Source organism: Candidatus Magnetominusculus dajiuhuensis (assembly GCF_046044395.1).
GTDB classification, from domain to species: Bacteria; Nitrospirota; Thermodesulfovibrionia; order Thermodesulfovibrionales; family Magnetobacteriaceae; genus Magnetominusculus; species Magnetominusculus dajiuhuensis.
The window spans coordinates 1-21,741 of sequence record NZ_JBJUSG010000053.1; the positions used below are offsets into that span (position 1 = coordinate 1).

Sequence of the window (21,741 nt, forward strand, 5' to 3'; positions counted from 1 at the left end):
GGGGGGGGGGCTGCTTTACTATTGTGACACAGTCTGCAAGCCGGAATGACGGCAAAACACGCAACGTGGACACAATTTTTTTTCGTGGAGTGAGGGTATGCGCTTGAGAATGATTGAAGAGCTTATAGATGAGATTAGGTGGGATATTGCCTTTAGCAATTCGCGGGACGCCATAGAAAAAATGGCTGCAGAGGCGTTAAGAGAGGTTGAGGCGGGGTATGTGGAGCTTATGGACTTGGACAAACTGTGAAATCCCTTGCGGTAAGGAGTTTTTGGAAACATAACAATGTTCTCTCAAAAGAAGTTAGACACAAGGCTAAGGAGACTTACAAATCATGGCGCAAGAATACTTTCGTCGAATGTGGCTGACGATACGGAAATAAAGAAATCGCTGGACGAGTCGTCGTCGTTTAACAGAAGTCAACTCATATTTTTTCTCATACTCCTTGCATATGTTTTTACTACGGCTGCTACGACAACACACATACAGCTACTCCTCATTGATACCCGAAAGATAACACTCCCCGTCCTTAACGCTGAGATACCCATCCTTTCCTTTTATATAGTTTCTCCTCTTATCATCTTATTGTTTCATATTAATTTGTTTATCAATCTCTACTTATATGCAAGGGAATATATTCCATGGCTTGAGGACCCAGAAAATATACCGTCAAAGCATAAACCATCGCTTTTAACTACACTTTTTTTTAATTATTCTTTTATTAACAGTGATGGCAAAGTCAAATATTCAATTTATCATGGACTTACTATAACACTATATTCTTTATTACCACTTATTACACTCTTATGGGTTACATTTAAGTTTTTGCCGTATCGTAGTGAGGCTCTTACCGTATATCATGAAAGTGTGATTGTATTAGATGTCACAATGTCATTTATTTTTTTTCGTATAATTAAACGATTAACACAAAAGCGGCTATCAATAATATTTCTTATCAATACTGCTATACTACTTATTTCATCATTTTATTTTATATTTATATTATGCTTGTATCAAGTTAATCCATTTCCAGATCACAGAATGAAGGATAGTCTGCTCAACATAAATCTTAAGGTAGCGAATAAAACCATAGTCGAAAAGGAGAGTAGAGATGCGAGTATTATCTATGATATATCGAACGATAGTAAGACAAGCGTAGAAGCTTTGATCAAGTTATCCGATAAACTTGATTTAAAAAATAGAGATTTAAGTTGCGCGAATTTTAGCGGCTCAAAATTCATAAATGTTTACTTAGATAATGCAAACCTTCAAGGGGCTTATTTGGGTTGGACAAACCTTCAAGGAGCTCATTTGTGGGGGACAAACCTTTATGATGCTTTTTTAAAGGAGACAAACCTTCAAGGGGCTTTTTTATTAAGGGCAAACCTTATAGTGGCCGATTTAACGGGGGCATATCTTCAAGGGGCCTCTTTAACTAAGGCTAATTTAACCAACGCAAACCTTCAAGGGGCTTATTTAGATAACGCAACTCTTCAAGTGGCTGATTTAGATAATGCAACCCTTGAAGGGGCTTCTTTAACTGGGGCAAGGTTAAACTGTTCGACTATTGATAAAAAAACAAACCTTGAGGGTATTTATTATGATGATATTAATAAATTATTTGAATGGCATGAATACTCAAAAATTGATAATAAAACTGCAGAACGATGTAAATCACTTGATGAACGATCTAAAGCTTACCTCATAAAAAACAAGAAAAATCCAAATCTGTTTCTTGACATAAACAAGAAATTATCATGTAAAAATGCTTCAATGGCACTTAACATTTCACATAGAAATATTTCGGTCACATTTGACACTGGTACAAAAGTATCTTTTAGAGACGTGATCACAAAACATATTCAGGATAATTGCACACAATTTCTTCAATATACCAAATAATTCAGGCAATTTACCGCGCGCCTCATACCATATTGCAGTCATAATGAGTACATTCTATCATTCCTGCGGAAGCAGGAATCCAGTTCTTATGCCAGAACATAGTCGCAGCAATTATTTTGCCATTTATTTTGCAATTTCATTTGATATGGGGCATTAATTCTTATCCTGAAAAGACTGGATTCCTGCCTTCGCAGGAATGACAGACAAAGAAGTGATAATGCCCTAACGTAAAGATAATGATGACGCCCTAACACAAAGAAATGATCCTAAAAAAAGCAGTTCAATTCAATATAATGAGGAAAATCAGGCTCTTATGAACAAAAGCCACTCACCCAAAAGTAGGCAAAAAGTACTGCTCCGCAGACGCCTAATTTCCTTGTAAAACAAGGCTATAAGCCAGTCTTTGTGATTTTCAACTGCTTTTTTTAGGATGATGGCTCCCTATCATTATTGTGTACCCATGTAGTGCAACCATAGTGTGGTTGCACTTCAAGTATCGCGGTGTCGCTGGTAAACTTGACCGGCTGTTGATATTTGTTATATCATTTTATATCATCTTTGCGAATCACGGGTCGTAACCCAAAAACGGAGGTAATTCAAAAATGAAGACTTATTGCTTATCTAAGGTAACTTATCGTTTATCTACTGTAAGCGTTATCCTGTTGGTACTGTCTTTCTGTCTTTCTATGTCTTATACCAGTGCGGCAACTGCCGCTTCTGTGAGCGCGTGGCCTATGTTTCATCACGATGCCCAGCACTCCGGGCAGAGCGCAAATAACGGCCCGCTTACCAACACCCTGAAGTGGAGTTTTAGTCCTAATTCGAGTGCTAATTCAGCCAATCTGCCCCCCGATACCCCAAGCATCAGCAACGATGGGCTGACACTATATGTAAATGTTACCGGCTTAAACGGCGTTGCCGGAAACCAGTTGGTCGCCATTAATACAACTACCGGCCAAAAGACGTGGAGCTACTCCATAGGCGGAGGCGGTGCCACTGCCGTTGCCGCTGACGGCACAATATACGCTGCCGGTGGAACTCAACTCTATGCCTTTACATCCGCTGGGGTTTTAAAATGGGTTTTTTCTGGCGCTAATGACAGTATACACGGGGAGCCATGTATTGGAGGCGACGGCACCATATACTTCGGCTCGTGGGACACATACGTCTATGCCGTAAATCCCGACAGCAGCCTTAAGTGGAAATATAAGACCGTCGGCTCCATAGCCCCCCTCGCATCCCCTACACTGAGCACCGACGGCCTGACCCTGTACGTGGGAAGCGGTGACCCACACAACCAAACTGACGGGACAATTTATGCGATTCTCACTCTCAGCGGCAATCTCAAATGGAGTAAAAACATAGACCCCATCAGGGCCAGCGGCGCGGTTGTCGGGCAAGACGGTACCATCTATGTCTGCGGCAATAAGATGGTCCACGCATTTACACCTGACGGGACGCAGTTATGGCAATCGGCCTCCGGCACCGCGGAGTATCTAACTCCCGCCCTTTCATCATCGGGCATCATTTACACCGGCACAGGGTCAACCGGCAAGATATTCGCCCTGAGTGCCGCCACAGGCGCGACCTTGTGGTCATACCAAACGGGGGTTAATCCCAGCTATCCAAACGGCCCCCAGTACGGAGTCTTGTCAGCACCGGTCATCGGCGCCGACGCAACTGTTTACCTCGGCTCTGTGGATGGAAAGATGTATGCCCTGAAATCAGATGGAACACTACGGTGGACTTATACAACCTCGGCAAGTATTGGAGAGAATTGCCCTGCAATTGGGGCAGACGGCACACTGTATTTCAGCTCTTCTAATACGTATCTTTACGCGGTGAAAGACAATATTACCTCATATACGTTGAGCGTATCGAAGTCCGGCACGGGCACAGTTACAAGCAGCCCATCAGGGATAAGCTGCGGCTCAACATGCTCCTCGGCATATACATCAGGCTCATCAGTCGTCCTTAGCGCGGCACCCGCCACCGGTTCCACATTTACAAGCTGGACAGGGTGTGATAACACGAGCGGTTCCCAATGCACTGTGGCAATGTCGTCGGCTAAGAGCGTATCCGCGGTGTTTACCGCAACGCCATCAACTTATACGTTGAGCGTATCGAAATCCGGCACCGGCACGGGCACAGTTACAAGCAGCCCATCAGGGATAAGCTGCGGCTCAACATGCTCGGCGGCATACACATCAGGCACATCAGTCGCGCTTAGCGCAGCGGCAGACAACAGCTCCACATTTACGAGTTGGTCAGGTTGTGATAACACAAGCGGTTCCCAATGCACTGTGGCAATGTCATCGGCTAAGTCTGTAACGGCAACGTTTACAACGTCAGGGTCCCCGGACTATAACGCTGCCTCCGCACAAATCAATGCAATCTATAGTCAATATGCCTCGTGGTTTGGAACAAAATCCGGCGGTATAGTTACGGGGACATCCGGTTCAGCCACATACTATTATGTCCAATGGTTTACCAATGGCGCCGCCCTGGTGGCATGGACAGACGGCACTATGTTTACTTATTATAATAATATATGGTACGCCCTGGGGATAACATGGAAGGCCCTCAGCGACCTCGCAACCACGGGGATTAATGCCATTTATAGCCAATACGCCTCGTGGTTTGGGACAAAGTCAGGGAGTATGCTTACGGGGACATCCGGTTCGGCCACATACTATGTCCAGTGGTTTACTAATGGCGCCGCCCTTGTGGCATGGACAGACGGGACTATGTATACTTATTATAACAGTTCATGGTACGCTTTAGGGGTAAGCTGGAAATAGGTATTAAGGATATAAACGTCAAAACATTACATGCCGATGGCGGGTTAAATGCCTCCGTTGGGTAAATTAGAACAGGAGGATTTAATCATGAGTAATGGAAAACTGAGCAAAAATGTAATCTCTGTCGTGGTCTCGTTAATGGCAGTCATTTGCCTTAGCGCGTTAGCATATGCGAATGTCCCGGTGGCAACGGCCAATGAGGATAATGCCCGTGTTGCGGAGTCATACGGGAGACTTCCGATTGCCTTCGAGGCAAACGAGGGGCAGACAGACCCTAAAGTCAAATATTTTGCCAGAGGACAGGGCTATACGCTTTTTATGACGCCGCGGGAGTTTGTGTTGTCAATGGCAACTCATGATCAAGCCAATGATAAGATAAAAACGGCCTCCATCAGGATAAAATTTGTCAATCCAAACACAGACGCTAATACCATAACCGGCATTGATGAGCTGCCGGGAACATCCAACTATTTTATTGGCAATGACCCGCAGAAATGGCGTACTAATGTGCAGACATATGAAAAAGTGAAATACGAGAAGGTATATCCCGGCGTTGACATGGTTGTTTACGGCAATCAGCGGCAGATAGAATACGATTTCGTCGTAGGGCCTCACGCCGATTATAAGCAAATTACCCTCAGGGTCGAGGGGGCGAAAACACTAAAGGTTGACAAGGACGGCAACTTAATAATCGCTGCAAAGGGCGGCAAGATGCTCATGCACAAGCCCCTTGTCTATCAGGAGATAGGCGGCGTAAGACAAGAAATAAAGGGCAGGTATGCGGTTGGCAAGGGCAATCTGGTAAGTTTCAACGTGGCCGACTATGACAAGAATAAGGAATTGGTTATTGACCCCACGCTTGCGTACTCCACTTTTCTTGGCGGCAGCAACAGCGGAAGCAGTGGTGATTTTGGCCGTAGCATAGCGGTGGATTCCGCAGGCAATGCCTATGTGGCTGGATTTACAGCCTCAACAGATTTTCCTGTAACATCCGGTGCCTATCAGACTACTCTGAAAGGCACCAGCGATGTTTTTATAACAAAATTAAACGCAACCGGCACTGCCCTTGTTTACTCTACTTACCTTGGCGGCAGCGGTAGTGATGATGTCTATAGCATAGCGGTAGATTCCTCAGGCAATGCCTACGTGACCGGAGAGACGTACTCAGCAGATTTTCCCACAATCGGCGCCTATCAGACTACCAGGAAAGGAGCCAGCGATGCTTATATAACAAAACTAAACTCCACTGGCACTGCCCTTGTGTACTCTACTTTGCTTGGCGGTGATGGTTATGATGGTGGCCGTAGCATAGCGGTAGACTCAGCAGGCAATGCCTATGTGGCCGGAGAGACAAGATCATCAGATTTTCCTGTAACATCCGGTGCCTTTAAGACTACTACGAACAGCGCCTCAACCGTTTTTATAACAAAGCTAAACGCCGCCGGCACTCAGCTTGCGTACTCTACATTGCTTGTTGGCGATTATAGTAGTTATAGTTATAGCGGTGGCATAGCAGTGGATTCCTCCGGCAATGCCTATGTGACCGGCTTCACATATCAAAAAGATTTTCCTACAACAACCGGTGCCTTTCAGACTACCTTTGTGCCTACTACACAAAAACAATTTACTCCTTACGTGACAAAACTAAACGCAACCGGCACCGCCCTTGTGTACTCTACTTTTCTTGGCGGTAGTTATGCTGATTCTGGTGTTAGCATAGCGGTAGATTCCGCAGGCAATGCCTACGTGGCCGGGGGGACATACTCGACAGATTTTCCTACGACAACCAGCGCCTTTCAGACTACTATGAAAGGGATTTGTACCGTTTTTATAACGAAACTGAACGCAACCGGCACCGCCCTTGTGTACTCTACCTTGCTTGGCGGCAATAGTGCGGATTACGCCAGCGGCATAGCAATAGATTCCGCAGGCAATGCCCATGTGGCCGGATATACAAGCTCAACAAATTTTCCTACGACAACCGGTGCCTATCAGACTACTTTGAAAGGATCCTCTGATGTTTTTATAACAAAACTGAACGCAACCGGCACCGCCCTTGTGTACTCTACCTTACTTGGCGGCACCAGCAGCAGTTATGATTCTGCCTCTGGCATAGCGGTAGATTCCTCCGGCGACGCCTATGTGACCGGAGAGACAACCTCAACAGATTTTCCTGTAACAACCGGTGCCTATCAGACTACTTTGAAAGGTACCTATGATGCTTTTATAACAAAGTTACAGTTTTCATCGTCAAATTCTTATGCGCTGAGTGTTACAAAAACTGGAAGCGGCACGGTAACAAGCTCACCATCGGGAATCAGTTGCGGTTCTACATGTTCTGCCTCTTATGCATCCGGCATATCTGTTACGCTTACGGCAACTGCGGCCTCTGGATATACTTTTTCAAGCTGGAGCGGGTGTGATTCCACAAGTGGCACTGCCTGTACCGTTGCGATGTCTGCGGCTAAGTCTGTAGCGGCGGCGTTTTCGTCGTCAGGGGCATCAGACTATGACAATGCAAGCGCGGGGATTAACTCGTTTTATAATCAATACCCAACATTTTTTGGCACTAAATCCGGTGGCGTTACAACGGCAACAACGACAAACGGCACATACTATGCCCAATGGTTCGTTAATGGTAGGGCTATTATGGCATGGACAGATGGGTATATATGGTACTGGGATGGCAGTAACGCGTACAACACGGGGATCGCATGGAAGGCAAGCAGCGACCTTACCAGGGCAACCGCGGGAATTTATGCAATCTACAATCAATACGCCTCGTGGTTTGGGACAAAATCAGGGAGTATACTTACGGGGACATCCAGCTCGGCCACGTACTATGTCCAATGGTGTACGAATGGTGCCGCTATCGTGGCATGGACAGATGGGACTATGTATACTTATTATAACAGTTCATGGTACGCTTTAGGGGTAAGCTGGAAATAGGTATTAAGGATATAAACGTCAAAACATTACATGCCGATGGCGGGTTAAATGCCTCCGTTGGGTAAATTAGAACAGGAGGATTTAATCATGAGTAATGGAAAACTGAGCAAAAATGTAATCTCTGTCGTAGTCTCGTTACTGACAGTCATTTGCCTTAGCGCGTTGGCATATGCGAATGTCCCGGCAGGAGCGGTCACTGAGGGTAATGCCCGTGTTGCGGAGTCATACGGGAAACTTCCAATTGCCTTTGAGGCAAACGAGGGGCAGACAGACCCGAAGGTCAAATATTTTGCCAGAGGACAGGGCTATACGCTTTTTATGACGCCGCAGGAGTTTGTACTGAGCATGTCATCTCATGTCAAAGGGAAGGATAAGGTAAAAACTGCCGTAGTTGCCATGAAATTTATCAATCCAGGCGCTGACGCAAAGACCATAACCGGCATTGATGAACTTCCTGGGAAATCCAACTATTTTATTGGCAATGACCCGCAGAAATGGCGTACTAATGTGCCGACATACCAAAAAGTGAAATACGAGGAGGTATATCCCGGAGTTGACCTTGTCGTTTACGGCAATCAGCGGCAGATAGAATATGATTTCGTCGTGGGGCCTCATGCCGATTATAAGAAAATAGCCTTTAAGGTCGAGGGTGCGAAAAAGCTAAAGACCGACAAGGACGGCAACTTAATCATTGCCGCAAAGGGCGGCAAAATGCTCATGCACAAGCCCCTTGTCTATCAGGAAATAGACGGCGTCAGACAAGAAATAAAGGGCAGGTATGCGGTAGGCAAAGGCAATCTTGTGAGTTTCAACGTGGCTGCCTATGACAAGAATAAGGAATTGGTTATTGACCCCACGCTGACATACTCTACATACCTCGGCGGCAGCGGTAATGATCAGGCCTGGTCCATAGCTGTGGATTCCTCAGGCTATGCCTATGTGGCTGGATCTACAAACTCGACAAATTTTCCAACAACAACCGGTGCCCTCAAGACTACTTTCGACGCCGGTTACTACGATGTCTTTGTAACAAAACTAAATCAAACCGGTACTGCTCTTGTGTACTCTACATACCTCGGCGGCAGCGGTGATGATTATGCCTATTCCATAGCTGTGGATTCCTCAGGCTATGCCTATGTGGCTGGACGGGCAGGCTCGACAAATTTTCCAACAACAACCGGTGTCCTTCAGACTACTTTCAGCGGCTACTACTACAATGCCTTTGTAACAAAACTAAATCAAACCGGAACCGCCCTTGTGTACTCTACATACCTCGGCGGCAGCGGTGGAGATTATGCCTATTCCATAGCTGTGGATTCCTCAGGCTATGCCTATGTGGCTGGACGGGCAGGCTCGACAAATTTTCCAACAACAACCGGTGTCCTTCAGACTACTTTCAGCGGCTACTACTACAATGCCTTTGTAACAAAACTAAATCAAACCGGAACCGCCCTTGTGTACTCTACATACCTTGGCGGCAGCCGTGGAGATTATGTCTATTCCATAGCTGTGGATTCCTCAGGCTATGCCTATGTGGCTGGATATACATACTCGTCAAATTTTCCAACAACAACCGGCGCATATCAGACTACTTACGCCGGCGGCTACTACGATGACGCCTTTGTAACAAAACTAAATCAAAGCGGTACCGCCCTTGTGTACTCTACATACCTTGGCGGCAGCGGTGGTGGTTTTGCCCATTCCATAGCTGTGGATTCCTCAGGCTATGCCTATGTGGCTGGCTCTACAAGCTCGACAGATTTTCCAACAACAACCGGTGCATATCAGACTACTTTAGTCGGCGGCTCCGATGCCTTTGTAACAAAACTAAATCAAAGCGGTACTGCCCTTGTGTACTCTACATACCTCGGCGGCGGCAGTAGTTCTGATGCGTCTTACGTAAATTCCATAGCTGTGGATTCCTCAGGCTATGCCTATGTGGCTGGATATACATCCGGTAGTTTTCCAACAACAACCGGAGCATATCAGACTACTTACGCCAGCAGCGGTGATGCCTTTGTAACAAAACTAAATCAAAGCGGTACTGCCCTTGTGTACTCTACATACCTCGGCGGCAGCGGTAGTGATATGGCCCATTGCATAGCTGTGGATTCCTCAGGCTCCGTCTATGTGGCTGGAGATACAAGCTCGTCAAATTTTCCAACAACAACCGGCGCATATCAGATTACTAACGCCGGCGGCTCCTCCGATGCCTTTGTTACAAAGATGGCGATGGCGGCATCCAGTACTTATGCCCTGACCGTTACAAAATCCGGCACGGGCTCGGGCACTGTAACGCCGTCAAGCGGTACTCTAAGTTGGAGCGGCAGCACCGGCACGGCGTCATATACGTCTGGTACATCGGTTGTGCTAACGGCAACGGCTGCCTCAGGTTCTACTTTTTCAAGCTGGAGCGGGTGTGATTTCACAAACGCTGGCCAGTGCACAATAACAATGTCGTCGAATAAATCTGTGTCGGCAACATTTGCAACATCAGGGTCATCGGACTATGACGCCGCCTCGGCGGAAATTACCGCGCTCTATAATCAATATGCCTCGTTCTTAGGGACAAAGTCCGGCGGCATAGTCACGGGGACATCTGGTTCGGCCAGCTACTATGTCCAGTGGTTCACTAACGGCGCCGCCCTTGTGGCATGGACAGACGGCACTATGTTTACTTATTACAATGGTAATTGGTATGCCCTGGGGGTAACATGGAAAACATCTGGAACCGACCTGGATAAGGCCACCACGGCAATTAACTCAATATATAGTCAATATGCCTCGCTCTTTGGCTCTAAGTCTGGAAGTATAGTAACGGGGACATCCGGTTCAGCGACCTACTACGTCCAGTGGGTTACCAGCGGTGCCGCCATTGTTGCGTGGACAGATGGAACAATATATGTTTATTACAACAGTACATGGTACGCCTTGGGGGTGAGCTGGAAATAAGTAAAGTTAGTGAATCCTGAAACATTAGGAGAGTTGTCCTGTCGGCGGCGTCGAAACCGATAGGACAACCGTTGTCTCGTTCAGGGAACAACCACATCGTCCTTTTTTATCTTCTTACCCTGTGAAAATTTATTTTCATTTGCAGCCAATATGTAACTGATATGTAACAACCTATCAGTTATAATATCAGTGCGTTGGGGATGAGGTCTCCCATATTAATGCCGTGAGAGGGGTAACACACATGGAAGTGGTTGATAATCAGGGGCAGAGAAGACCCGATAGATATGACATGGAAGCGTCAAACATAAAAAAATCCGGGGATGTGGTACTGACTACAACAAAGCAATTCATACTCGCGTCATCAGCCCCTATCCATGAATGCCTTGTTTCTGACAATCTCTTCGACGCCGGTATAGGGCATGTTATCATGAGCAGAAAAGTTGCGGAGGACAGGGTCGGTTTCAGCATATTCCTGCTCGATGTGTTTTGCCTTGGCGTTACAAACGCATTCTACATCGTTACCTCAAAAGGTGACTATGACAGGAACATAGTGATGAGAAATCAGCGGCAGCAATATGTGGATATACGTCCGGGCTGCGCCGTGAAGTTAGTGGAAGACTCGGTGCTTTATGCCGAGGACCTGGGGTTTTCACCTCATAAGGATTATCAGGTTGCCAAAGAGATATTCGGAGATATAAACCCTTTTGGAGATGTTAATACTAAAGACTGCCCAACTGAATATAGGTTTGGAAAAGACGGCAAACCGTTTTTCGTTGCCAGACCCAGCGACACGCCAAGAAGGTGTAAAAGGATAATAGATACGTTGACGGCAAAATGCGGGGCGGATGGTTATAGCTTTCAGGCACCGTTGTAAACAGTAGCAGCAGGGAGATTGTAAACAGCCAATGTCTCTACTGTGTTGTGGAAACTTTTCCGCGGCTGGCGGCGGCTAATATTTGCCAATGAGATTATTTTCTATCGCGTATCGCACGAGTTCAGCATTGCCTCTGAGCTTCAGCTTATGCAGTATATTTATCCTGCACGTGTTAATGGTTCTTACGCTCAGGGTTAGTATGCTGGCAATCTCCCTGGGGGTCTTGCCCGCCACAATCATGTCCATGACGTGGAATTCCCTTTTGGTCAGGCACTTAAAGTGGAGTTTTTCAGACCTCTTGTCAAGTTGAGGCTGGCGCTATCAAAGGACGGTTACGCAGTGGAGACATACGCGCTGCCCGCCGATGCCTTAAAGCGAATAGACGAAAAGGAGTTTGATGTGGTTGTGACGGACATTCGGATGGATGAGGTAAATGGAATGGAAGTGTTGGAGCGTGCCTTAGGCAGATCAGGCAAGACAAAGGTGATAATGATAACGGGCTTTGCCAGGGTGGAGCTGGCAAGGTACGCGATGGAAAACGGGGCGTTCGATTTCATCGAAAAACCTTTCACTCCAGACGACCTCAGAGCGGCCGTAGGAAAGGCCGTAGGGGTGTATTAGGCGATTATTGTCGCAATATATCAACAGGTTGCTTTTTATATGTATTTAACTCTTCAACCAATAGATGAACGGTTGTGGATGGGTTATTTTTTCCGGGATTTAATCCATTAGGATCATTATCCTTATAGTGGTCTAACAATCTTTTTGCATTTTTTATCGCAGTGTTATGTTTTTCCTTAAGTTTATCATACATATCCTCAGAGTTTTTTTCATATTTATATTCATTATCACCGGTCAATTTTATGATATTATCTGTTAATTTTCCTTCATATAATTTCCTTGACATTGCACTATCGTGATAATTAAAATGAAGCAGGTACCATAGTTCGAATGCCTCATTCGAATAAGCAACATGTATTTTATTGCTTTCTGCTAATCTGATAGCTTCATTGAAATCTTGAGGTGGGTTGCTGTCTCTGTCGAAGACAACCCATATAACATCAAATCCTCTAACGTCATTATCATCGGGTTTGGTATAAATATAATAATTATCTAAGACATAATTAACCAGACTTTTCGTAACCATTCCAGGTCCTTCGATTTCAATCATCTTGTTATAAAGGTCACCTTTGAATTTTTTAAAATAGTTTGGCTCTGTCTTTTCTCCTTCACATACAATTAGTATTTTATCATATGCCGGTTTTGTTATTATTTTCCTCTGGAATCTTGGCATTGTCAATCTTCCGCAAAAAGTTTTGAAAAATCTACAAGAAACGGTATTGCCCCATATCTTCCCTTTATATAGTCTCTTTCATAATGCTCATCATTTTTTTTATCAATTTTGAATTCTATTAAAGAATAAATATCTGTCGCTCCATATTGATCTTTCTCTGTAAACCATACCTGATCTTTTCTAAAATATTTCTTATCTAATAAAATAACGTCATGTGTAGCGATAACAAATTGAGCATTTTTTCCGTTATTATTAAATAATTTTACCAATTCTTTACTTATTATAGTGTGCAACATAGCATCCATGTCGTCAATTATCAGAATGCCGCCTTTTAATAGCTTTTCAATTATTGGAACTGAATATTTTATTATTTTTTGTGTGCCTTCCGACTCGTAATCTAAAGACAGTGTAACATCCTTTTCAGGTATATTTTTGTCGTTATATTTAGTGTGAAATGTCGATTGTTTATAGAGAGCTTTCTCAGATTGAACAAAAATGTCGTTCCTTACAATAGATTCCTGTAGCTCCTCAGACGAATCGTTCCTCAATTCAAATTTAATGCTTCCCTTATTCTCAAATATGATATTATTTATTTGTAAATCGGCAATGCCTATTAACTTAAGCATATATTTTTTTACATTACCATATAGCTTATCTAATGGATAATCTGAAATGACACTTGACAAAAAATTCATATTATCCAAAAAATCGATTGTGGAAAACCATTTTAAAATATCTCCTGAAATAGCGCCATTATTTTGAGCACAGACTGATAGAAATAAAGCATTAGGCCTTGTCTTTTTTTCTAACCCCTTTCCTTCGCTGAAATGCCCTTTTACATCTATCCCTGCATCGTCTCTAATAAAATAAATTCTTTCTCTCTTCTTTGGATATGCATAGAGATACTCCTTACTAACTTTGCCGGAATCAATCTCAAAGCCATACTTATAAAATACATCATTTGTCATAAATACTATCTCGAAAATAGACGGCATATTATCAGTATCTGTGGAAAAAAGATATTTTCTTACATGAATAGGCTCGTCAATCTGTGACTCTTTTGAGGAATTACGCACAAAATCCTTCATAAATCTTAATGCTTTTATGAGATTGCTTTTACCGCTTGCATTCGCTCCATAAATAACGGCGCTTTTTAAAAGGCTGAGCTTAGGATCTATAGTAGGAATAATATGCTCAGCATGTTCCTTAACGGAGCCAGCAGCCATGCTCAGCGTAACTTTGTCTTTAAACGAAAGATAATTCCCTACGCTGAATTCGACTAACATATGCTGTCACCCGCCCTATAACGCAATTTCCATCCCCTGATATACCGCGAAGCAGTCAAGCGCAGACTTTTTCTCAGCGATTATCTTACGGCAGTCCTCCACAATAGCATCCTCCTCGCCGTCAGTCCTGTTTTGGTTGTGGTGAAAGAGGCCGAAGGATTTCACTCCGCTTTCCATAGCCAGCCGCAGTGAGTCATTATAGATTGAGTGTCCCCATGTCTTTTTGACCTCATATTCCTCCACTATATACTCGGAATCGTGTATCAGAAGGTCGGCACCAGAGGCGAACTCTCTGTAGTCTTCATAATCAAGGCCGCCCGGGTGTTTATACGTCAGCTCGTTGTCGGTGATAAAGACAAAGGTCTTGCCGTCTTCGACAAATTTATAGCCCAACCCGCGGTTCGGGTGGCTAAGCATGATAGGTGTAACTGTAACGGAGTCAATCTGAAAGGCCGCGGAGCAGACGGTAACGTAAGAAAAAGTGGCCTTCACTTCATTGAAATTAACGGGGAAGTGCGGAGATACCATAGTTTTTGAGATCATTTCCTCTATGGAGCCTTGCTCAAAGGCGCAGCCATAGAAGTCAATCTTAGTGCCTTCGCTGTAAATAGGCCTGAAAAATGGAAATCCCATGATGTGGTCCCAGTGAAAATGGGTAAATATGATACTAAATTTGTCTCGTTTTTCCACGATCATCCTCTTGCCAAGCTCGCGAATGCCGGAGCCTGTGTCAATAATGATAATCTCATCGTTTTTTGTCCTGATTTCAATGCATGTTGTATCGCCGCCATATTTCAAATAATCCCTGCCTGAGACGGGGATAGAGCCTCTGGCCCCCCAGCATTTAATAATCACAGCCAAACCTCCCTGCATGAAGTGACACGTAAAGTAATCAAGGTATTATACAACAATATGCCAAATAATATATCATGGCGCCACAGCAACTACGGCGTTTTAGTGAGCGCATTTCGGCGGGCCGGTCAGAGGAGAGATTTCTCTCAATTTTTTTATCACACCCGGCAGGACATCAATAAGCCTGTCTATGTCGGCGTCGTCGTTGTAGCGGCTTAGGGAAAACCTTACAGAGCCGTGTATGGCGGAGGTGGGTATGGACATTGCCTCAAGCACATGGCTGGGCTTCCCGGAGCCGGAGGAGCAGGCAGAGCCGGAGGCGGCATATATTCCATTGCTGTCAAGGAGCATTAAAATGGCCTCGCCGTCTATGTACTCAAAGCTGATACTTGATGTGTTTGGCAGACGGTCTGCGGTGCGGCCATTTACAACTGCCCCAGGGCATGTACTAAGTATCGCCGTCTCAAGCCTATCCCTGAGTTTGCCAAGATACACGGCCTCCTCATTGAGCCGTCTTACGGCTAATTCACAGGCCTTGCCCAAGCCAACAATTGAGGCAGTATTTTCAGTCCCTGAGCGGCGTCCCTGCTCCTGATTGCCACCAATGAGCAATGGATAAAACGGCGTCCCCTTCCTTACATACAGTGCCCCAACGCCCTTAGGCGCGTGGAGCTTGTGCCCGGACAAAGACAGCATATCTACGTTGAGTTTTTTTACGTCAACGGCGACCTTTCCCACTGCCTGCACTGCGTCTGTGTGAAAGAGTATCTTGCCTCCGGGGCAATTTCGCCCCTCTATCAGGCGGCCAATCTCCTCTATGGGAAACACAACACCGGTTTCGTTGTTTGCATACATGATGGACACTATGGCCGTATCGTTGCGGAGGGCATCCTCAAAGGACTTCATGTCAAGCCTTCCATTAGAGTCAACTCTGAGGTAAGTAACCGCATATCCCTTGTCTTGCATCTGGCGGCAGACGTTCAGGACGGCCGGGTGCTCAACCACAGTGGTAATGATGTGTCTGCGACCGGGATATGCCTCAAGGGCGCTGAGAATTGCCGTATTGTCGCTCTCCGTGCCACAGCTTGTGAATATGACCTCCTCAGGGAGGGCGTTAATTGACGCTGCTACGGCACAGCGGGCCTTCTCAAGCATATCGCGCACGCGACTGCCAAATGAGTATGTGCTTGAGGGATTGCCATAAAACTCCCTGAACACTGGCAGCATCTCATCAACCACCTCAGACGCCACGGCCGTCGTGGCGTTGTTATCCAGATAAACCTGTTTTATATCTTTCATAGCATCTCAGAAACGACATGTAAGATAAAATATTCATACCGATTTGTCAACTGTTTTTTGACAGAAATTAATGTTACGGCTTGATTGAAACCGGCCTTATGTTATATAGTACTGCATAAGTAAACTCCAGAGAATAATTAATATGTGGGAGGCCATAATGGACAGAGTTCCAATGACACCGGATGGGTTTAAGAAACTGAGCGAGGAACTTGACAGACTCCTGAAAGAGGAACGCCCACAAAATATTAAAGATATTGCCACCGCAAGGGCGCACGGTGACTTGTCAGAGAATGCCGAGTACACGGCAGCCAAGGAAAAACAATCGTTCCTTGAGGGCAGGATTGCGGAGCTACAGTCAAAAATCTCTATGGCTCAGGTCATAGACCCATCTAAAATAAAGGGCGGCAAGATCTCCTTTGGCGCCAAAGTCAAAGTATTTGACCTTGATACCGACGAAGAGAAGGTATTCTTCCTCGTAGGCCCGGACGAGGCCGACGTCAAAACCGGCAAGATATCCATATCCTCACCAGTGGGCAAGGCCCTGCTAGGTAAAGTCGTCGGCGATGAGGCCATAATAAAGGCCCCCTCAAGAACTTTTTCTTACGAAGTGATGGAAATAATTTTTGAATAGGTTTTTTTCAGCAGACATCATTAGAAACGAACATTTGGTCAGTAAGCATTTTATTCTGGAAGTTACTCCCAATGCTGCCATATGTGAAACGGTCGTGGGGCAGTTTTTTATGATTGGGCCGGGAGAATACATTGACCCGTTACTTTTAAGGCCATTTAGTCTTGCGGATATTACACCCCCTGACGATAAACATCCAAACGGTTCCCTGATATTTTTCATACGTGTGGCAGGGAAGGGTACGAATATTCTTAAGCGCCTCACCGTGGGTACGAGTTTAAGTGTCATAGGTCCGCTTGGCCTGGGTTTTCCACCTGTTGCAGATGATGAAAAACTCCTTGTCGTGGCCGGAGGTATAGGCATTGCATCTGTTTTAGGGCTTACTAAGAAATATCAGGGTGTGCCGCTTTTTTATGGTGACAGAACTAAGGGACGTATGCTGAATATCGAATGGCTGGAAATGCCTGAAGACGATATTCACATAACTACTGACGATGGCTCATGTGGGAAGAAGTGTGGAGTTCTGGAATTTTTAGAATCACACATTTCCCAACTCAGAGAATCTTACACCGGCAAGATAAAAATTTACGCCTGTGGCCCGCATGGCATGTATAGAGCGATGGCCGGAATGAACCTCAACGCTGAGGTTTACGTATCGCTTGAGACACCGATGGCCTGTGGCGTTGGAACGTGTCTCGGTTGCGCGGTTGACACAGTCAACGGCCTTAAAATGGTGTGCAAGGACGGGCCGGTTTTTAATCTTAAAGACATTATATGGGACGGGTAGGGGGGTCAATGAATCTCTCTGTAAACATAGGCGGACTTGAGCTGGAAAACCCGGTCATTACGGCGTCGGGTACGTTTGGCTATGGGGTGGAATACGCTGAGTTTCTCGACCTCAATCTGATTGGGGCTATAACGGTAAAGGGACTGTCGCTGAGACCGGCAAAGGGCAACCCCCCGGGTCGCGTGTGGGAGACCCCATGCGGGATGCTCAACGCCATAGGACTGCAAAACATAGGCATTGACGCCTTCATTAAAGACAAACTCCCTGAACTTCGAAAATACGATACGAAAATAATAGCGAATTTCTTTGGTGATACAATAGCGGAATACGCCGGGGCTGCCGGGGCACTAAGCGCCGCAGACGGTGTTGCTGCCCTTGAGATGAACATCTCCTGCCCGAATAAACAGGCTGGATGGATTGCCTTTGGCACTGACCCTGCACTAACTGAAAAAGTGGTAACGGCTGCCCGAAGGGCAACTAAACTGCCATTAATAGTAAAACTCTCGCCAAACGTGACCTCCATAGCCGATATGGCAAGGGCGGCGGTTAACGGCGGGGCGGACGCACTGTCTGTGATTAACACGATAACGGGCATGGCCATAGATATAGAGACACGCCGCCCACGGTTGTCAAATTGTGTTGGGGGCCTGTCCGGTCCTGCCATCAGGCCGATTGCCGTGCGCATGGTGTTTCAGGCGGCGAAGGCCGTAACGGTACCCATAATCGGCATGGGAGGGATAATGACAGGGGGCGACGCGATTGAGTTTATCCTTGCCGGGGCGTCTGCCGTTGCGGTTGGGACGGCGAATTTTGTAAACCCCGCGGCGTCTGTCGAAATCCTCAAAGGCATTAAAGATTATATGATAAGAAACCACATAGACGACATAAACACACTGGTAGGAGGGATTATATGTTAACCGCCACTTTGCTGACAGATTTTGGCCTTGCCGATACCTTTATAGCGCAGATGAAGGGCGTAATGTTGTCGATTAATCCAGAAGTCAACATCGTCGATATAACGCACTTAATAGAGCCATATAACATAAGACATGGGGCGGTAGCCCTTGGGATGAGTTACAAGTATTTCCCTGAGGGAACGATTCACATAGCGGTCGTTGACCCCGGCGTAGGGTCAAACCGGCGGGGGATTGTTGTTGATGACGGCAGGTATATCTTTATCGGGCCGGACAACGGTTTATTCAGCGTCATTTATGCTGAAAACAAGTATGCGCAAAACAAGGTTACGGTCTATGAAATCACTGACAAACGCTGCTATCGCAATCCAACCGGAGTGACCTTTCATGGCCGTGATGTGTTTGCCCCTACGGCGGCGTTGATTTCAAATGGGCTGCGCCCTGAAGAGGTCGGCCCGCCTATTGTAGATTATCAGTCCTTTGACATAATCCCGCCGTCAAAGGCAGGCGACAACACTATAACAGGGGAAGTCCTCTACATAGACAGATTTGGAAATATTATAACAAATATCACTGCGGCGTTTATCACCGGCTGTGGCTTCAAATTAAACGGCCGCCTTGTATCGCTCAAGGAAAACTACGCTCAAGGCCAGGACGGGCAGCTCCACGCCCTTATCAACAGCGACGGCTACCTTGAGCTGTTCATCAAACAGGGAAGCGCCGGTCTTAATTTGAGGTCTGGTGTGAAAACGGGTGCCAGAATAACCGTAGAGTTGTCGGATTAAATTCATTTATGGCAATAGCCGGAGTACCGAAGCCGCCACCGGCGGCAGATGGAATTCAACAGATAAAACATGTGCGAGATTACGAGGGGGGTTATACTACAATGCGGTCATAGAAGCAAGTGTCGTCGTTTTGTCTAATTTTAGCCTTGCCCACCTTCAATGAAAATGCGGGTTTACAGACGTTCATAGGGGATAACCTATAAAAAATGGTTCATTTTGTCTAAGTTCAGTGCGTGAAAATATCAATAAATAAATCTGTTTCCTTTACGTTGTCCAGTAATTGGGATGTGTCGCTGTTATCTTCTGTCCTCAGACGGAAGAAGAGCATTTTTAAGGAAGCCATGTCTTATTTTCCTTTTCCTCCAAGAATTTAGTTATCTCATTTCTTAAATTAGCAATTGTTTCATCGGTCTCGATATGTACATAATATACATTCTCAACACCATGCTTTTTACCGTCCTCAGACGGAAGAAGAGCATTTTTAAGGAAACCATGTCTTATTTTCCTTTTCCTCAATCTTATTTTCCTCAATGTCCCTCACTTGCTGTAGTGTATCCAGACCACGATATATCAGTTTATCATAAGCTGCACATAAGCTATGACGTTATATCAAACATCAAGTTAGGCAGCCTACGGCCGCTTACACTACATTGAAATTTTTACACCTCAAGATTCTCTACAGCCTTGATGATTTTATCCGCTGCCCCATGCTCATAGTCTGGATGTCTCCGCATCCATGCTATCGCATCAGCCTTCTGTATCGAAGTCGGTTTAAAGTCCTCTCTGATATTGATGAAGGTTTTTTCTTTTCGGATATCGTAAACTTTTCCGTAAGTTGTTCCAAATGCCTCAGCCACATCATTGATACTCTCATTTTGATATTTAAATCGTATAATGTAAACGAGTACTTCTGGAATTCGTCCCCCTATAGCTGGACTTTGTCCTCTTTTATTGCCATTAGGCGGTGGGAGTTTTTTGACTGGTTTGTTACGGATCATCTGCATTTCCTCAACGAAATTCGATGCGTCTGGTGTCAAAACCAGCCTCGTCGAAATAAGGTAAAGGATAGCCGTCTTAATGTCCCTCACTTTTTGAAGGAAGACATCATCCGCCTTAATAACCTTAGAAAAGCGCTCTAGTGTATCCAGATCGCGATATACGTCCTCAAGTGGAATATCCTCTGCTGTTCTATGACCAACCCACTTGTGACGGATTGTCAGCATTCCCATAACGTAATCCCGTTCTTCTTGTGACAAGAGCAGCGTTTGCCAGTTATATTTAAGCACTTGAATTAATGCGGCGAGATCCAATAATTCCAATAATTTTGCGGGTGGAGGGCAAGATGCCCGGCTAAATTTATGTTTAAGTTTACGTTCCACATTCTGTCGTTGCTGGTCGGTTAGGCTCTTGATGACGGCTTACAACCAGTCATCGCCAAAAAGAGATAATAACTCCTTCTCAAGGAATCGGGCAAGATGCCCTATTACCTCATTGCCGGTTATTAGAAATCTTGGGATAGTATCATCAAAGTGGTCTGCCATGTTCCTTTCTCTTCATCGTAGTGTTTCATTGATATAGCAGGCAAGATAGTTCTTAATTATTTTTGACATACATTGAATGTGTACGTCTTTTACCGACCCTGAAAAATGATTGTTTTTGTATATCACCACGCCTTTATTGCTGTACAATAAAACTGGCTCATCTGGCTTCACTGGTTTATCACATCTGATAAGCCATTCTAACATACCATCGGTCTTAACACAGACGCTTCTGAGATAAGTGCTCATCACCATTGTGGGAACAAAGATTAATTTATCGCCACAATGAATCATCCAGTCCTCTAACCGTGCTATATAAGGCACGTCAACTTTATCAGTAAAATCTTTTAATTTTGCCCTGCCAGTATTTCCATAGGTGGCTATATCTAATAGTTCAACGAAAGATATGTATTTTGCATAACGCTTGTCCAGCCTCAGTTTACAGAATTGTTTGTGATAGTTGATACCACTGCGCGGCGTTCGCTTAACCTCATCTGCAAACGCTTGAAGCAAGAATGGATGGTGAACTTCTTCTTCATTATTTTGCCAGAATGCAACTCCATCATCATGATATTCCATAATAGTCTTTAACAACTTGCTGCTCATTAAGGGATAATTGGCATCTTGACCGACAATTAATACCTTTGCCACATCAGGACATTGCCCTTGATAAGGTTTCTCCTTATAACGCTGACATAAGACTTCGGAACTATGTTTACCGTAAGATGCAGCACTCAATTTTATCTCCTCCTAGTACTTCTCAGACCCCTATATTCAATAAATTATACAAAAATACCATTTTTTGTCAACCTAACATTGGTTTAATGTCGTACCAAAGTAGAAATGTCCTATTCTTACCAAAATAGAAATGTCCTATTC

20 protein-coding genes are annotated in these 21,741 nt (G+C 45.1%); 11 read left to right on the forward strand and 9 right to left on the reverse strand.

The window, feature by feature from the left end:
• Window positions 1-103 precede the first annotated feature (103 nt).
• The 6 genes from AB7D94_RS08785 (at window position 104) to AB7D94_RS08810 (ending at window position 11,479) form a co-directional block, all read left to right on the forward strand.
• On the forward strand, window positions 104-250 hold the full coding sequence (locus tag AB7D94_RS08785; protein WP_420265432.1) for a hypothetical protein: 147 nt from the start codon (window positions 104-106) through the stop codon (window positions 248-250).
• A 792-nt stretch (window positions 251-1,042) separates the two neighbouring features.
• A complete protein-coding gene (locus AB7D94_RS08790) occupies window positions 1,043-1,903 on the forward strand; it encodes a pentapeptide repeat-containing protein (RefSeq protein ID WP_420265433.1) in 861 nt (286 codons plus the stop codon).
• Between the two features lie 602 nt (window positions 1,904-2,505).
• A complete protein-coding gene (locus AB7D94_RS08795; protein ID WP_420265434.1) occupies window positions 2,506-4,704 on the forward strand; it encodes an outer membrane protein assembly factor BamB family protein in 2,199 nt (732 codons plus the stop codon).
• Between the two features lie 87 nt (window positions 4,705-4,791).
• Window positions 4,792-7,653 carry a DUF7948 domain-containing protein gene (locus tag AB7D94_RS08800; RefSeq protein ID WP_420265435.1) on the forward strand — a complete coding sequence of 954 codons (2,862 nt, stop codon included), beginning with the start codon at window positions 4,792-4,794 and terminating at the stop codon, window positions 7,651-7,653.
• Between the two features lie 87 nt (window positions 7,654-7,740).
• Window positions 7,741-10,605, forward strand: coding sequence for an SBBP repeat-containing protein (locus AB7D94_RS08805; RefSeq protein ID WP_420265436.1), 2,865 nt, complete (start codon window positions 7,741-7,743; stop codon window positions 10,603-10,605).
• Window positions 10,606-10,846: 241 nt separating this feature from the next.
• On the forward strand, window positions 10,847-11,479 hold the full coding sequence (locus tag AB7D94_RS08810) for a hypothetical protein (protein ID WP_420265438.1): 633 nt from the start codon (window positions 10,847-10,849) through the stop codon (window positions 11,477-11,479).
• Window positions 11,480-11,554: 75 nt separating this feature from the next.
• Here AB7D94_RS08810 and AB7D94_RS08815 read toward each other — a convergent pair whose 3' ends face one another.
• Window positions 11,555-11,725 (reverse strand): response regulator transcription factor, encoded by a 171-nt coding sequence (locus AB7D94_RS08815; RefSeq protein WP_420265439.1) that lies wholly within the window; start codon window positions 11,723-11,725, stop codon window positions 11,555-11,557.
• A gap of 3 nt (window positions 11,726-11,728) precedes the next feature.
• Between AB7D94_RS08815 and AB7D94_RS08820 the strand changes: the two genes are divergently transcribed.
• Window positions 11,729-12,100 carry a response regulator gene (locus AB7D94_RS08820; protein WP_420265440.1) on the forward strand — a complete coding sequence of 124 codons (372 nt, stop codon included), beginning with the start codon at window positions 11,729-11,731 and terminating at the stop codon, window positions 12,098-12,100.
• 4 nt (window positions 12,101-12,104) lie between these two features.
• Here AB7D94_RS08820 and AB7D94_RS08825 read toward each other — a convergent pair whose 3' ends face one another.
• The 4 genes from AB7D94_RS08825 to nifS all read right to left on the reverse strand — a co-directional run bounded on the left by AB7D94_RS08825 (window position 12,105) and on the right by nifS (window position 16,201).
• The gene (locus AB7D94_RS08825; protein WP_420265441.1) at window positions 12,105-12,773 is read right to left on the reverse strand and encodes an RloB family protein; all 669 of its coding nucleotides are present in this window, start codon (window positions 12,771-12,773) and stop codon (window positions 12,105-12,107) included.
• A gap of 2 nt (window positions 12,774-12,775) precedes the next feature.
• Entirely contained in the window at window positions 12,776-14,059 is a 1,284-nt protein-coding gene (locus tag AB7D94_RS08830) for an AAA family ATPase (RefSeq protein ID WP_420265442.1), read from the reverse strand.
• A gap of 15 nt (window positions 14,060-14,074) precedes the next feature.
• A complete protein-coding gene (locus AB7D94_RS08835; protein WP_420265443.1) occupies window positions 14,075-14,914 on the reverse strand; it encodes an MBL fold metallo-hydrolase in 840 nt (279 codons plus the stop codon).
• A 99-nt stretch (window positions 14,915-15,013) separates the two neighbouring features.
• Complete coding sequence (nifS, locus tag AB7D94_RS08840; protein WP_420265452.1) at window positions 15,014-16,201, reverse strand: cysteine desulfurase NifS; 1,188 nt, start codon at window positions 16,199-16,201, stop codon at window positions 15,014-15,016.
• Between the two features lie 163 nt (window positions 16,202-16,364).
• Here nifS and greA point away from each other — a divergent pair, with 163 nt between their 5' ends.
• From greA to AB7D94_RS08860, 4 genes are all read left to right on the forward strand, one after another.
• A complete protein-coding gene (gene greA / locus AB7D94_RS08845) occupies window positions 16,365-16,841 on the forward strand; it encodes a transcription elongation factor GreA (protein ID WP_420265453.1) in 477 nt (158 codons plus the stop codon).
• A gap of 109 nt (window positions 16,842-16,950) precedes the next feature.
• Entirely contained in the window at window positions 16,951-17,625 is a 675-nt protein-coding gene (locus tag AB7D94_RS08850) for an iron-sulfur cluster-binding protein (protein WP_420265444.1), read from the forward strand.
• Window positions 17,626-17,633: 8 nt separating this feature from the next.
• The gene (locus AB7D94_RS08855; RefSeq protein ID WP_420265445.1) at window positions 17,634-18,542 is read left to right on the forward strand and encodes a dihydroorotate dehydrogenase; all 909 of its coding nucleotides are present in this window, start codon (window positions 17,634-17,636) and stop codon (window positions 18,540-18,542) included.
• The gene (locus tag AB7D94_RS08860; RefSeq protein WP_420265446.1) at window positions 18,536-19,324 is read left to right on the forward strand and encodes an SAM hydrolase/SAM-dependent halogenase family protein; all 789 of its coding nucleotides are present in this window, start codon (window positions 18,536-18,538) and stop codon (window positions 19,322-19,324) included. The genes AB7D94_RS08855 and AB7D94_RS08860 overlap by 7 nt, the downstream gene beginning before the upstream one ends.
• Window positions 19,325-19,654: 330 nt before the next feature.
• Here AB7D94_RS08860 and AB7D94_RS08865 read toward each other — a convergent pair whose 3' ends face one another.
• The 4 genes from AB7D94_RS08865 to AB7D94_RS08880 form a co-directional block, all read right to left on the reverse strand.
• Window positions 19,655-19,855, reverse strand: coding sequence for a hypothetical protein (locus AB7D94_RS08865; protein WP_420265447.1), 201 nt, complete (start codon window positions 19,853-19,855; stop codon window positions 19,655-19,657).
• 128 nt (window positions 19,856-19,983) lie between these two features.
• Window positions 19,984-20,736, reverse strand: coding sequence for a Swt1 family HEPN domain-containing protein (locus tag AB7D94_RS08870; protein ID WP_474373867.1), 753 nt, complete (start codon window positions 20,734-20,736; stop codon window positions 19,984-19,986).
• 6 nt (window positions 20,737-20,742) lie between these two features.
• Window positions 20,743-20,865: a hypothetical protein gene (locus AB7D94_RS08875; protein WP_420265450.1), complete on the reverse strand. Its 123-nt coding sequence runs from the start codon at window positions 20,863-20,865 to the stop codon at window positions 20,743-20,745.
• 12 nt (window positions 20,866-20,877) lie between these two features.
• Window positions 20,878-21,600, reverse strand: a complete 723-nt coding sequence (locus AB7D94_RS08880) for a hypothetical protein (protein ID WP_420265451.1) — start codon at window positions 21,598-21,600, stop codon at window positions 20,878-20,880.
• Window positions 21,601-21,741: the final 141 nt, after the last annotated feature.

What these genes read in the sequence shown, in the direction of transcription:
- AB7D94_RS08800 (WP_420265435.1), top strand. Translation starts at nt 4,792, where the DNA reads ATGAGTAATGGAAAACTGAGCAAAAATGTAATCTCTGTCGTGGTCTCG.
- AB7D94_RS08875 (WP_420265450.1), bottom strand. Translation starts at nt 20,865, where the DNA reads ATGGCAGACCACTTTGATGATACTATCCCAAGATTTCTAATAACCGGC.
- AB7D94_RS08855 (WP_420265445.1), top strand. Translation starts at nt 17,634, where the DNA reads ATGAATCTCTCTGTAAACATAGGCGGACTTGAGCTGGAAAACCCGGTC.
- AB7D94_RS08825 (WP_420265441.1), bottom strand. Translation starts at nt 12,773, where the DNA reads ATGCCAAGATTCCAGAGGAAAATAATAACAAAACCGGCATATGATAAA.
- AB7D94_RS08850 (WP_420265444.1), top strand. Translation starts at nt 16,951, where the DNA reads ATGATTGGGCCGGGAGAATACATTGACCCGTTACTTTTAAGGCCATTT.
- AB7D94_RS08860 (WP_420265446.1), top strand. Translation starts at nt 18,536, where the DNA reads ATGTTAACCGCCACTTTGCTGACAGATTTTGGCCTTGCCGATACCTTT.
- AB7D94_RS08790 (WP_420265433.1), top strand. Translation starts at nt 1,043, where the DNA reads ATGAAGGATAGTCTGCTCAACATAAATCTTAAGGTAGCGAATAAAACC.
- AB7D94_RS08815 (WP_420265439.1), bottom strand. Translation starts at nt 11,725, where the DNA reads ATGGACATGATTGTGGCGGGCAAGACCCCCAGGGAGATTGCCAGCATA.
- AB7D94_RS08810 (WP_420265438.1), top strand. Translation starts at nt 10,847, where the DNA reads ATGGAAGTGGTTGATAATCAGGGGCAGAGAAGACCCGATAGATATGAC.
- AB7D94_RS08805 (WP_420265436.1), top strand. Translation starts at nt 7,741, where the DNA reads ATGAGTAATGGAAAACTGAGCAAAAATGTAATCTCTGTCGTAGTCTCG.
- AB7D94_RS08830 (WP_420265442.1), bottom strand. Translation starts at nt 14,059, where the DNA reads ATGTTAGTCGAATTCAGCGTAGGGAATTATCTTTCGTTTAAAGACAAA.
- AB7D94_RS08795 (WP_420265434.1), top strand. Translation starts at nt 2,506, where the DNA reads ATGAAGACTTATTGCTTATCTAAGGTAACTTATCGTTTATCTACTGTA.